This window comes from Micromonospora sp. ALFpr18c, from assembly GCF_008868155.1.
In the GTDB taxonomy this organism is placed as follows: Bacteria; Actinomycetota; Actinomycetes; order Mycobacteriales; family Micromonosporaceae; genus Micromonospora.
This window is the reverse complement of sequence record NZ_WBKR01000005.1, coordinates 15,880-28,933: the sequence shown is the minus strand read 5'-3', so window position 1 is coordinate 28,933 and position 13,054 is coordinate 15,880. Positions and strand designations below refer to the sequence as shown.

Here is a 13,054-nt window from a genome sequence, read left to right as displayed (position 1 = left end):
TCGATAGACCTTCTCCTCAATTCAGACGCAGGCGTCGATCCCGGCCCCCGCCGGCACCGGCGCGCGATGGAGGCACCATGAAACCTCCCGTCCCCCACCGCCGATGGGCACTGGCCGTCACCACCGCCCTGGCCCTGGTCGTCGGCGGCCTCACCATCCCCGTCAGCGGCCCCGCCGAGGCGGCCCCCGTCGGGGCCGGCAGCTACACCACCACGCCGGTCGGCCCGCTCCCCTCCGGCTGCGGGCCGATGTCCACCAATCCCCGGCAGTTCGCCACCGCCAACGCCCCCGCTGGCGCGGTGCCCACCAACGACTGGTGGTCCTCACTGCTCTGGAAGCGCACCGACTGTGCCTTCAGCGAGCCCCTGCACGCCCACCCCGTCTCGTACGACACCTTCACCGACGGCCTCGGCTTCTCCGCCAACTCCACACCCGCCATCAGCGGCACCGCCACCGGCGTCGGCGAATACCACTACCCGTACGTCCAGGACATCCGGGTCGGCGTGGCCGGGCTCGCCGCGCCACTGGTCAAGGTCGATGGTTGGACCGACTGGACGGTCAGCCCCTACTGGAGCGACGGCACCCGCACCATGCGCGCCACCATCGGCCACGGGCTGCCCTTCGCGTACTTCCAGACCACCGGTGGGAACGCGCAGATCAGCACCGCCGGCACCCCGGAGGTCTGGTCCACCAGCGGTGCCACCATCGGCTTCCGGGTCAACGGCCACGACTACGTCGGGTACGCGCCCAGCGGCGCCACCTGGACCGTGGCGTCCGGCCGGATCACGTCCACCCTGGCCGGTCGGGGCTACTTCTCCGTCGCCCTCCTGCCCCCGACGTCGAGCGCCACGGAACGCGCCGACCTGGCCACCACCTACGGCCGGTACGCGCACGCCCACGTCACCGGCACCCAGGTGTCCTCCGCCTACAACCCGGCGACCAGCGGGCTGACCACCACGTACGCGTTCACCACCACCGCCCGGGAGGGGACCGCCACGCAGACGGTGGTCAGCCTCTACCCGCACCAGTGGAAGTCGCTGAGCGGGTCCACCCCGATCACACCGACCTACCCGTCGGCACGCGGCCGGATGAAGGTGCTCACCGGCATCAACCAGTTCCGTACCGCCATGAAGTTCCAGGGTGTCCTGCCGGAACTGCCGGCCGTCGGTGACGGCAGCGGCGCCGACCTGGCGACCCTCACCGGCCACCTGGCCGCCGCCCGCTCGAACCCGATGGACCAGCGGGGCGGCGACACGTACTGGACGGGCAAGGGCCTGGGCCGGGCCGCCCGCCTCGCCGAGGTGGCCGACCTGGTCAACGACACCACGACCCGCGACAGCGCGCTGAACGCCATCCGCAGCACGCTCACCGACTGGTTCACCGCGTCCAGCGGCAAGACCAGCAAGGTCTTCTACTACGACAACAACTGGGGCACCCTGATCGGCTACCCGGCGTCGTACGGCTCCGACCAGGAGCTCAACGACCACCACTTCCACTACGGCTACTACATCGCCGCCGCGGCGACGCTCGCCAAGTTCGATCCGGCGTGGGCCGCCACCAGCCGCTACGGCGGCATGGTCGACCTGCTGATCCGCGACGCCAACAACTACCGGCGCGACGACACCCGCTTCCCCTACCTGCGTGACTTCGACATCTACGCCGGGCACGACTGGGCGTCCGGGCACGGGTCGTTCGGCTCCGGCAACAACCAGGAGTCCTCGTCGGAGGGGATGAACTTCGCCAACGCCCTCATCCAGTGGGGGCAGGTCACCGGCAACACCGCCGTGCGCGACGCCGGCGTCTTCCTCTACACCACGCAGGCCGCCGCCATCCAGGAGTACTGGTTCGACGTCAGCGACCAGAACTTCCCCGCCGCCTTCGGGCACTCGACGGTCGGCATGGTCTGGGGCGACGGCGGCGCGTACGCCACCTGGTTCAGCGGCGAGCCGGAGATGATCCAGGGCATCAACCTGCTGCCCGTCACCGGCGGACACCTGTACCTGGGCAACAACCCGGCGTACGTGCGGACCAACTACGCCGAACTCGTCCGCAACAACGGTGGGCAACCGACGGTGTGGCAGGACATCCTCTGGCAGTTCCAGGCCCTCGGCGACGGCGACGCGGCGCTGGCGAACCTGCGGGCGAACCCCGGCTACACACCCGAGGAGGGGGAGAGCCGGGCACACACCTTCCACTGGATCCGCAACCTCGCGGCGCTGGGCACCGTCGACACGACGGTCACCGGCAACCACCCCCTGTCGGCGGTCTTCGCGCGCAACGGCGCGCGCACCTACGTGGCGTCCAACCCGACCGCGTCGCCGGTCACGGTGACGTTCTCCAACGGCACCACGCTCACCGTGGGTGCCGGAAAGACGGCCACCACCGGGGCGTACACCTGGAGTGGCGGTAACGCGGCCGGCGGCGTCCCTCCGACGACGCCGACGGACCCGCCGCCGACGACCGACCCGCCGCCGTCCTCCGGCGGCCCGACGCGGTACCTGCTGCCCGGCGGTGGTCTGGGCACCGCCGGTGGCGCGGCCACGACCACGGTCGCGGCCGCCAACGGAAACCACGACGGTACGCCCACCAACCCGCAGGTCTTCACCGCGACCGGGCTCAACCTCGCCTACTCCGGCGCGCAGACCACGTTCGACCTGTTCGTGGACGCCGGGTCGGCGGTCGGTAACGGCGTGCAGGTGCGGGTCTCCTACGACCTGACCGGCAACGGCAGCTGGGAACGGACCGAGACGTGGCGCTACTTCGCCACCGACCCGGTCCCCGGCTACGAGAACTACACCCAGAACGCCGGCCTCGCCTCGGCCACCGGCTCGTTGGGCACGCTGAGCAACGGCACGGTCCGGGTGGAGGTCTGGTCGGCGATCGGCAACAACCCCAGCACGCTGGGCGTCGGCAACCAGTCGGTGCTCCGGCTCCCGTACTCCTGATCGGTCCCGCCCGCGCCGCCGCCGGTCGAGGTACGGCCGGCGGCGGCGCTCGCTCGCGGCCACCGACACAACCGGGGTGGTGCGTCGCGTCGGACGCGTACGACCCCGGTGGTACGCCCTTCGGCAACTCCGGCCGGACGACCGGTGACCCCGCGGCTCCATACGCTGCACCGGCACCGTCCGTGAGCGAAGGGAAACCCCCATGTACGACTCGCACCTGCTCGCCGCCGCCAGCGTCACGACCATGAGCGCCGGACGTCTCGGCGCCTCCGTGGCCGCCGTGCTGGGCCTGGCCGGCGTGATCATCGGCGGGCTCGCGTTGGCCCGCACCGGCACCGGCAACGCGCGGCTCCGAGCCGTCGTGGCCCTGACGGCGGGGCTGGTCGGCGTCGCCCTCGGTGGCCTCGTCGTGGCGACCTCCGACAGTGGCATCGGCACCGGCAACGGTCGAGGCGGCGCCTTCGTGGCCCTGGGGGTCGGGTCGGTCGGCATCGTGCTCGGCGGGCTGGCGTTGGCCCGCGCCCGCCGCGCCGGCTGACCGCCCCCGCGGCGAGGTCGCGGTCAGTCCCGGGTGAGCCAACCGGGAACGGTCAGCCCCGACTCGTACGCGAGGATCACCAACTGGGCCCGGTCGCGGACCTGTGCCTTGGTCATGATCCGGCTGACGTGCGTCTTCGCGGTGGCCGGGCTCAGCACCAGCCGTGCCGCGATCTCGTCGTTGGACAGACCGGCCGCGACCAGCGCCATGACCTCGCGTTCCCGGTCGGTGAGCGCGCTCAACCGCGGGCCCGGGTCCGGATGCCGGACCCGGGCGGCGAACTCGGAGATCAGCCGGCGGGTGATCGACGGTGCGATCAGCGCGTCGCCCCGGGCCACCACCCGCACCCCGTGGATCAACTCCGCCGGCTCGGTGTCCTTCACCAGAAACCCACTCGCGCCGGCGCGCAGCGCGCCGTAGACGTAGTCGTCCAGGTCGAACGTCGTCAAGATGATCACGCGAATGTCGGAACTCGCGACGATCTCGCGGGTCGCCGCCAGGCCGTCCAGCCCGGGCATCCGGATGTCCATGAGGACGACGTCCGGGCGCACCCACCGGGCCTGCCGCACCGCCTCGGCGCCGTCGGCGGCCTCACCGACCACCTCGATGCCGTCCTCACCCTCCAGGATCGACCGGAACCCGGCGCGCACCAGGGTCTGGTCGTCGGCGAGCAGGACCCGGATCACGCCGGCACCCCCGCCGGTACGGTGCCGCGGCGCAGCGGAAGGCGGGCGCGCACCCGGAAGCCGCCGTCCGGGTCCGGGCACGCGGTCAGCGATCCGCCCAACGACCGGGCCCGCTCACCCATGCCGAGGATCCCGTTGCCGGGCGGCCCGGCTGAGCCGCTGCCGTCGTCGTCGACCTCGACCAGCACGTCGTCCCCATCGGGTCGGACCCGGACCAGCGCGGCGGACGCGTCCGCGTGCCGGGCCACGTTGGTGAGCGCCTCCTGGACGATCCGGTACACCGCCAGGTCGACCTCCGGCGGCAACGGCCGGGTCTCGGTCACCTCGACCTGGATCGTCAACCCGGACCCTGCGGCCACGCTCACCAACTCGTCGAGACGGTTCAGGCCGGGCACCGCGGCGGGTGTCTCGCTCTCCTGCCGCAGGACGTCCAGTGTCGCGCGCAACTCGCGCAGGGTCTCCTTGCTCGTCTGCTTGATCGCGGTGAGCGCCTGCACGGACCGGGCGGGATCCGGACGGTGCAGCGCGGCGCTCGCCTGCACGTTGATCAGCGAGAGGTGGTGGCCGAGCGCGTCGTGCACCTCACGCGCGATGCGCAGCCGCTCCTCGGTGGCCCGGCGACGGGCCTCCTCCCGCATGCCCTGTTCCGCCTCGAACACCCGGGCCCGCGCCTCCGCGACGTACGCCCGGCGGTTGCGGGTGACACCGACGATGACCGCGACGAGCCACCCGGCGTGCAGCAGCGTCGCCCCGTTGGAGGTCGGCCCGGCCCGCCCGGCGCCGTCCGCGACGGCGAAGGCGACCACCGAGGCGGACCCGAGCCCGATCGCCACCGCGAGATGACCCTCGTCGACCACGGTGTAGAGCGCCACGACGAAGACCAGCATGATCGGTCCCGGCCGGTGCAGCAACGCACCGTACGCGCCGACGGCCGCCAGCGCCGCCACACCCACCCACACCGGATGGCGGCGGCGCAGGTACAGCGCACCGGACGAGACCAGCACGACCAGCAACGCCAACCGGTCGGCGGTGGTGTCGACGCCCTCCGACTGCACCAGCAGGCCGACGAGCGCGACCAGGCCGACCACGAACACCACGGCCACGTTCGCAGCCCGGCCCTGCCATCGCGAGCTGGACATACGCCGAAGCCTAGCCGTCGACGGCCGGACCCGATAAGGGCCGAACCGAGGTCTCGCCGTCAGGGTGTGATCGCCGGCGGGGCCGACCGGTCCGGGTCGGCGTCCGGGTCGTCCGGCGAGGTGCCCACCGCCGGGTCCGTCGCGCCGAGCAACCGCTGGACGGCCTCGTGTACGGTCCGCTCCGCGACGTTGTCGCCACTGATCTCGATCCGCAACGGGTCCGCACCGGCCCGCCACGCGGTGAGCGTGAGCGACCGGCGCCGGTCACGGCCGAGCCACAGCCGGAAGACCGTCACCGCACCCGCCACCACACTCGGTCCGCCGAGCGCGATCACCAGGTCCGTCCACTGTCCCTTCTGCCCCACCGCCGGGGTGTCCTCCTCGGTCACCCGCAGACCGTCGACCTCGCGCAGGTCGGCGACCAGCTCGGCGGTCGCCGCCTGCAGCGGCTCGTCCGCGGGCGTGAGCGTGGAGAGTGCGGGGAGCAGCATGATCCGGTTAGCTGGCACGAGAGGAGCCTCCAGACTGACGGCGGTGCTCTGCCGGTAGCCGTAGGGTAAGACCTCGTCGGAAAACCGCGAGCCGGGAGCCGCCGATGTACCGGGCACTTCTCGTCTGCAACTCCGTGTACGAGGCCGACCCGAGGCTGCACTCCCTGCACGGCCCACGTACCGATGGCCGACTGCTGGGTGCCGCGTTGACCGACGACGAGATGGGCATGTTCGCCACCGCACAGGTGACGATCCTCTTCGACGCGTCCCGCAGCGAGATCGCGGAGGCCGCCAACCGGTTCTTCAGCGACGCCGAGCCGGACGACGTGGTTCTCTTCTACTTCAGCGGGCACGGCCGCAGCCGCAACCAGAAGCTGTACCTCTGCGCCCGGGACACCGTGGCCGGTCTACTGCCCGGCACCGCGGTCTCCAACGACACGCTCAACGACATCATCGGCGACTCGGTGGCCCGCGCCAAGGTGATCGTCCTGGACTGCTGTCACAGCGGCGCGTTCAAGGGACCGGTCGCGGTTGAGCGGCTGTTGGCAGGCAAGGGCCGGTTTGTCCTCACCGCCACCGCCGCGTTCGAGTCGGCCGCCGACGCCGATGGTGACGACCTGCCGAGCCCGTTCACGAGCGCGTTGGTGAACGGGCTGCTGCACGGCGCCGACGACAAGGACGGCGACGGCGCCGTCGACCTCGCGGACCTGTACGCGTACCTGCAGGGCGCATTGCACGGCTCGTCGGAGCCTCGGCACCGGTTCGACGGGTTCGGCAACGTGCCGATCGCCCGCAGACCCGTGCCGGCGGCCGACGAGATTCCGGAACAGCGACTGTCGTCCGGCAGCCTCTCGGCGTCTGCCGACGAGGCGGATCACCCGTTCCTGGACGGCACGACCTCCGCCACCGTCCTCAGCCCGCGGCGGGTCAGCCGCTTCCGGTCGGCCATGCGTAGGGACGTGGGCCGACCGGTGCCGCGTCGAGGGTCCGCGGCCGACTTCATGCGGGCCGCCCTGTTGATGCGCGAGGGCCGCCTGACCAGGGCCGGCGCGCTGTTGTTCGGCGAGGACCCGACCGCCGTGGTGCCCACCGCCACCGTCCAGTGCACCCATTTCCACGGTCCGGGTAAGGACGCGCCGATGGACAAGCGCACCCTGGGTGGGACGATCCCCGAGCAGATCACGCAGGCACGCGACTTCGTTGCCGACCTCGCCCAACTCGGTGAGGCGCCGACCGCGGACGGGGCGGTCACCGAGCGGGTGTACCGCTACCCGATGATCGCCGTCCGGGAGATCATCGCCAACGCGCTCGTGCACCGCGACTATCAGCATCGTGAGATGTGCGTGCACGTCCGGGTCTTCTCCGACCGCATCGAGGTGACCAGTCCGGGCGTCTGGAGCGGCGCCGACCTGGCCGACGGCGAGCGACAGCCGCTCAGTGAGCTGCGCGGCGAGTCGCGCCAACGCAACTTCTGGCTGGCTCACGTGCTGAGCTGGAACAAGCTGGTGGAGAGCGAGGGCGCCGGAATTCCGCGAGCCGTCCGTGACTGCCACCAGCACGGCTCCGCCGAACCGGTCGTGGTGCGCTCCGGGGAGGCCGTCACCGTCACGATCTTTCCCCGCGCGCCGCTGACACACGACTCCCCGCAGGCGTTGGTGGACAATCTGCCACTCGGCTCGGCCGTGTTCGAGGGCCGCAACGTCGGAGTGCTCGCCGAGGCGTTGCTCCGGGCCGGAGGCAACTCGGTTGTCGGCCGAGCGGCGGTGTACGGACTCGCCGGCATCGGCAAGACCGAACTCGCTCTGCGGTACGCGCACACGTTTCGCGACCGGTACCGGGTGGTCTGGTGGATTACCGCCGACACACCGCAGAACATCGACCTGGGCCTCGCGGCGATGAGCACCCGGCTGCATCCGGTCGGGACACTCGCCGACGCGCAGGTGTGGGCCGTGGACTGGTTGCAGAACAACCGCGACTGGCTGCTGATCCTCGACGACGTCCAGGACGTCACCGATGTGGAGCCGCTGCTCGGCCAGCTCACCGGCCGGGGCGAGGTGGTGATCACCACCCGCCGCAGTCTCGGTGTGGCCCGGTGGGCACGACTCGGCCTGACCTCGGTGCGACTCGACGCGCTGGACCGTGCGGCGAGCGTACGGATGCTCACCCGACTGACCGGCCTGGACGACGAGCACGGCGCCGGACGGCTCGCCGACGAACTGGGCGGGCATCCGTTGGCGCTGGAGCAGGCGGCCGCCTACCTCGGCCAGCACGCCGGCATGAGCTTCGACGACTACCACGACCTGTTGACTCACCGGTTCGGCACGGTGACCGCGGACGCCGGCGAGGGCGGTTCGCGGGGTCGAACCGCCGCCCAGGTGTGGCGGGTCAGCATGGGCGCGGTGACGGTCCGGTCACCGTTGGCCAGCCAGGTGTGGGGCGTGCTCGCCTGGCTGGCGCCCGACGCGTTGCCCGAGGATGTCCTGCTGCCGTTGACGCGATCCGGGCCGGCGCTCGGGGACGCGTTGGCGCTGCTGGCCTCGTACAGCCTGGTGAACCGCGCCGACGGCCTGGTCAGCTCGCATCGCCTCGTGCAGGCTGTCGCCCGCTCGGAGCAGACGTCCGGCGAGGACGATGCCGGGGCGGCCGCGCTCGCCGCGACGGTCCTACGGTCCGCGATCCCGGCCGACCCGATCGCCAACGTGGCCGGATGGCCACGCTGGAACCTCCTGCTGCCGCACATCGACGCGCTGCTCGACAACTCGGGACCTCTGCGCCTCACCCCCGACCTGCTGTACGCGGTGGAGCAGGCGGCCACGTACCGGCTGTTCCAAGGGCAGGTTCCGGCCGCGATCACCCACTTCGAGCAGGTCGTCGCCGGGCGGCGCCGGATGCTCGGCGACGAGCACCCGGACACGCTGACCTCCCGGCACAACCTGGCCTCGGCCTACCAGACGGCGGGGCGGGTCGACGAGGCGATCGTCCTGCACGAGCACGTCCTCTCCGTCTACCGGCGGATGCTCGGCGACGAGCATCCGGACACGCTCGCCTCGCAGAACAACCTGGCCCGCGCGTACCAGTCGGCCGGCCGCGCCGAACAGGCGATCGAGCTGCTGCTACGGGTGTTCACCGCATCCCGCCGGGTGCTCGGCGAGGACCATCCGGACACGCTCGCGTCCCGCAACAACCTGGCCCTCGCGATCGCCGACGAGGGGCGGCTGCCTGAGGCGTTCACCCTGCTCGAGCAGGTCCTCGCCGACCGCCGCCGGGTCCTCGGCGACGACCACCCGGCGACGCTCGCCACGCGACACAACCTCACGTACATCCTGCAGCGGCTGGGGCGGCTCGACGAGGCGGCCACCGAACTTCATCGCGTGCTCGCCGACCGTCGCCGGGTCCTCGGCGACGATCACCCCGACACGCTCGGCACCCGCAGCGCTCTCGCGCTCGTCCTCGCCGCCGCCAACCGCCCGGACGAGGCGATCCGGCTGCTGGAGCAGCTCCTCACCGACCAGGAACGGGTGCTGGGCGAGGACCATCCGGGCACCCGCGGCACCGCTGCCACCCTCTACCAGCTCCGTAGCGATGACTCACCGGATCATCCCCGCGCCGGTCCGACGAAGATCTGGACGATCTGAGCACCGATCGGCCGAGGCGGACAGCGAGCACCGCACAGCCCTGCTCGGACCTCGACCGACCAGGGCTGTACGCGAGCTCAGCCCAGGCGGGTACGGACGACCAGGTCGTGCAGCGCGGCCACGGCCGCCGGGTCGGCGTGCTCGGGCAGCGTCGAGGCGTCCCGGGCCGCCTCCAGCTCGGCGCGGAGTCGGGGTACGTCGACGGCGAGTCGCTGCGCGGCGCCCGCGGGGAACGGCCCGTGCTCGGCCTCCCGTTTGGCGGCGATGAGGTCCGGCACGTATGCCAGACCGGTCCCGAGCACGTTGAGGTCCGTCTCCAGGTGGCCGGTGCGCATCAGGTTGGGGACAGCAACTGCTCCAGGACGTACCCGTTGCGGCTGTTCAGCAGGGTGGCGAACTTCAGCAGATCGTGACTGACCACGTCCAGTTCCACGCCGTCGCGCACGCCGGTGTGTTGCAGCGTCTGCGGTCCGGTGCGCAGACCGACGACCTCCGCCGGCGCCAGCAGGTGCGCGGCGCGCAGGTCCAGGTCCGAGTCGACGGACGCGAACCCGTACAGGTGCGCGCCGCTGACCGCGGCGAACAGCAGGGGGCGGGGCAGCCCGCGGGCGACCTCCGCGGCCCACGGCGGCACGTCGAGGGTCACCGCAGGTTCCTTTCTCGTACGACGGCGAGCAGCCGATCCACGGCGTCCCGGTCGGGTTGTTCGGGCAGGATGCTGTCGGCGGCGGCGTCGGACAGGTCGGCGAACAGGTCCGCGGCCCAGGCGGTCACCGCCGTCCAGGCCAGGTCGCCCCGCCGCACCGCGAGCAGCTTGTCGCGCAGGTGCCGCACGTCGACCAGGATCTTCCCGGTGCGCAGGGCGTGCGCCCCGGCGGTCAGCAGCCGGAGCATGTGCATGGCCTGCTTGTGATTGATCTCGCCGGTACGCTCGCGGCGTGCGGCCACCCGGTCGAGCTGGTCCCGGGCGTAACCGCCGTAGGTCTGGGCGAGCCGCTGGGACAGGAACGCCTGCCGCTGCGCGAGCAGCAGGTCCCCGTCCGCGGTGACCGACTCGATCAGCGGGGACCAGAGCGCCTCCAGCACTGTCGGGTTGCCCTGCAACGCCAGCGCGCAGAACCGCTCGAACTCCCAGGAGAACTGTTCCGGCGCCGGCCCGTCCAGGTGGGTGGGCGGCTTGTCGAGGTGCCAGAACGCGCGGGTCGGGGCGACGTACACGCCGCGCCGGTCGACGTCGGAGCCCGGGCCCTCCAGCCCGTACGCCCGCGAACCCACCACGACGGCGAGGACGGTGTGCCGCTCCACAAGATCCATCACGACCGGCAACACTACGCATCCACGGCCCCGCCCGGGTGCGCATTTTCGGCGGGCCGGCCGCCGACGGTCGGCCGGTGATCGATCAGGAATCAAGAAGCGACCGAGAGCCGCCGGGCCTAGCCTTTTCCCAGGTAGCCGGCATCACGCCGAGCCTTGCAGCGAGAGGGAGCCCGAGCATGGCCGCACAGACTTCGACGACCGGGTCCGACGGTTTCACCGCCGAGGAGCGCGCCGCGATGAAGGAGCGCGCCGCCGAGCTGCGCGCCGAGGGCAGGAAGGGCGCCAAGCGGGCCGACGGGCTGCAGGCGGTCCTCGACCGGATCGCGCAGATGGAGCCGGAGGATCGCGCGCTCGCCGAGCGTGTGCACGTGACGGTGACCGCCGCCGCCCCGGACCTGGCACCGAAGACCTGGTACGGGATGCCCGCCTACGCGAACGAGGACGGCAAGATCGTCGTCTTCTTCCAGGACTCCGGCAAGTTCAACTACCGGTACTCGACGCTGGGATTCCAGGACACGGCCAACCTCGACGACGGCGACCTGTGGCCGGTGGCGTACGCGCTGCAGAAGTGGAGCCCCGAGGTGGAGAAGCGGGTCGTCGCACTGGTGCGGGCCGCGATCTCCTGACCGGCGGCGCGTACACCGGCCACCACCGGCGTGCGGTGGTGACCGGCGTACGCCTTGGTCGGCCGGGGTCAGCGATAGCCGGCGCTGACCACGTTGGCCTGCACCGCGTTCTCGGTGGCGTCGGTGGGGTAGCCGGCGACCATGGCCCCCTCGTAGAACGTGCCGGCGCTCAGGTTCGCGCCGCCGTCGGGCTTGCAGCAGTCACCGCCACTGCCCAGGATGATCGCGCCCTGCTTCTTCATCGGGCTGTATCCCGGCGGGAGTGAGCCGTCCCAGAGGGTGTAGAGGCTGCCGGACTGGGCGTTGCTGCCCTTGATGGCGAAGCGGCTCGTGCCGTTGTTCTTCAGCGTCGCGGTCACGAACTTGCTGGTGAAGGCCCGCTGGTTCGGGTTCCAGGAGCTGCTTCCGCCGGGGAACAGGCCCCACTCCAGGTCCGCCTGGACCCAGGGTCCGGTGCCGGAGCAGCCACCGAACCAGCACTGCGTGCCGAAGTTGATGGCGTCCATCGCCCCGGCGGCGTCGGCCTTGCGCGTCGTCTCGCTGTTGCCGTAGTCGAAGCAGCAGCCGCTGTTGACGTGGGTGCCGCTGGTCACCATGTACATGCCCTCGGGTGCCGCGCCGGTCGGCACCCCGGTCAGGTGTCCGTCCCGCCAGTAGCTGTTGCCGGGGTTGATGTAGAGCGAGTACGCCTTGGCGCCGCCCACGGTCAGCGACTCTGAGGTGGCGATCGCCGGCCTGCTCTGCGGTGAGCCGGGCACCACGCTCGACCCCTGGTACCAGAGGTCGTTTCCGCGCCCGGACTGGTCGAAGACGACCGTGACGACGCAGGTCGTGCCGGCGCAGAACGAGTCCTGTGTCGCCGCGTTGGCGGTGCCGCCGGTACCCGTGAGCCCGATGTTGCGGGTCGTGTTGTCCGACGAGCGGCGGACCTGGTACAGGTTGCCCGCGTACGCCTCGTAGAGCGCCCGCGTCGTGCTGTGCGCCGCGATGCACGGGGTGCCGCCGGAGGCGTAGATGTCGCACGGACGCGCACCGGTCGGCGGGGTGGTCGGCGGCGCGGTGGTGGTCGGCGAGGCCCACTGCTGGTTGCTGCCGCCGTTGCAGGCCCAGAGGATGACCTTGGTGCCGTTCGCGGTGGCGGCGCCGTTGGCGTCGAGGCAGAGCCCGGACTGCACGCCGGTGATGCTGCCGTTGCTGTTGACGTTCCACTGCTGGTTGGTCTGGCCGTTGCAGTCCCAGATGATCGCCTGCGTGCCGTTGGTGGTGCCTCGGCCCGAGGCGTCCAGACACTTGTTGCCGTACACCGTGAGCTGCCTGCTCGACGTCCAGGTCCAGGTCTGGCCGGCAGCGCTGTTGCAGTCCCAGAGTTGCGTCTGGGTGCCGTTGGTGGAGCTGGAGTTGGGCACTTCGAGGCAGCGGCCGGACGCGGTACCGATGATCGGGGTGCTGCGCCCGGGCTCGATGGCGGCCGCCATCGGCGCGGCCTCGGCGGTCGGCGCCAGGGCACCGGGGGCGGCGCCGATGCCGGCGAGGACGCCGACCAGGGCACCCGCCAGAGCGGTCAGGCGTCGGGCGCGTTGGCGCCTCGGGATGGGTTCGCGGGCCTTTCCTGGCCCGCCGGGGGACGGGGTTCGCACGAGGTTGCTCCTCGGGGTCGTGGAAGCGCGGGGGCTTGTC

9 protein-coding genes and 1 pseudogene are annotated in these 13,054 nt (G+C 71.7%); 4 read left to right on the top strand and 6 right to left on the bottom strand.

Going from position 1 to position 13,054, the window contains the following annotated elements:
• The first annotated feature begins 77 nt into the window (after window positions 1-77).
• Together F8271_RS02230 and F8271_RS02225 are read left to right on the top strand one after the other, a co-directional pair.
• The gene (locus F8271_RS02230; protein WP_151487917.1) at window positions 78-2,945 is read left to right on the top strand and encodes a glycosyl hydrolase; all 2,868 of its coding nucleotides are present in this window, start codon (window positions 78-80) and stop codon (window positions 2,943-2,945) included.
• A 202-nt stretch (window positions 2,946-3,147) separates the two neighbouring features.
• Entirely contained in the window at window positions 3,148-3,483 is a 336-nt protein-coding gene (locus F8271_RS02225; RefSeq protein WP_151487916.1) for a DUF6223 family protein, read from the top strand.
• A 23-nt stretch (window positions 3,484-3,506) separates the two neighbouring features.
• Here the strand turns inward: F8271_RS02225 and F8271_RS02220 are convergent, their stop codons facing one another.
• The 3 genes from F8271_RS02220 to F8271_RS02210 are packed head-to-tail and all read right to left on the bottom strand — an operon-like array spanning window position 3,507 to window position 5,817.
• The gene (locus F8271_RS02220; protein ID WP_151487915.1) at window positions 3,507-4,169 is read right to left on the bottom strand and encodes a response regulator transcription factor; all 663 of its coding nucleotides are present in this window, start codon (window positions 4,167-4,169) and stop codon (window positions 3,507-3,509) included.
• A complete protein-coding gene (locus tag F8271_RS02215) occupies window positions 4,166-5,308 on the bottom strand; it encodes a sensor histidine kinase (RefSeq protein ID WP_151487914.1) in 1,143 nt (380 codons plus the stop codon). The genes F8271_RS02220 and F8271_RS02215 overlap by 4 nt, the downstream gene beginning before the upstream one ends.
• 59 nt (window positions 5,309-5,367) lie before the next feature.
• Complete coding sequence (locus tag F8271_RS02210; protein WP_151487913.1) at window positions 5,368-5,817, bottom strand: hypothetical protein; 450 nt, start codon at window positions 5,815-5,817, stop codon at window positions 5,368-5,370.
• An 86-nt stretch (window positions 5,818-5,903) separates the two neighbouring features.
• On the opposite strand from F8271_RS02210, the gene F8271_RS02205 reads away from it, so the two are divergent.
• Window positions 5,904-9,434 (top strand): tetratricopeptide repeat protein, encoded by a 3,531-nt coding sequence (locus F8271_RS02205; protein ID WP_151487912.1) that lies wholly within the window; start codon window positions 5,904-5,906, stop codon window positions 9,432-9,434.
• A 77-nt stretch (window positions 9,435-9,511) separates the two neighbouring features.
• Here F8271_RS02205 and F8271_RS02200 read toward each other — a convergent pair.
• A pseudogene (locus F8271_RS02200) lies at window positions 9,512-10,080 on the bottom strand (DNA polymerase beta superfamily protein).
• Window positions 10,077-10,751, bottom strand: a complete 675-nt coding sequence (locus F8271_RS02195; protein WP_151487911.1) for a DNA polymerase beta superfamily protein — start codon at window positions 10,749-10,751, stop codon at window positions 10,077-10,079. Before F8271_RS02195 ends, F8271_RS02200 begins: the two are co-directional and overlap by 4 nt.
• A 176-nt stretch (window positions 10,752-10,927) precedes the next feature.
• Between F8271_RS02195 and F8271_RS02190 the strand changes: the two genes are divergently transcribed.
• Window positions 10,928-11,377 carry an iron chaperone gene (locus F8271_RS02190; protein ID WP_151487910.1) on the top strand — a complete coding sequence of 150 codons (450 nt, stop codon included), beginning with the start codon at window positions 10,928-10,930 and terminating at the stop codon, window positions 11,375-11,377.
• Window positions 11,378-11,445: 68 nt separating this feature from the next.
• Here the strand turns inward: F8271_RS02190 and F8271_RS02185 are convergent, their stop codons facing one another.
• On the bottom strand, window positions 11,446-13,014 hold the full coding sequence (locus F8271_RS02185; RefSeq protein WP_192580108.1) for an arabinofuranosidase catalytic domain-containing protein: 1,569 nt from the start codon (window positions 13,012-13,014) through the stop codon (window positions 11,446-11,448).
• Between the last annotated feature and the right edge of the window lie 40 nt (window positions 13,015-13,054).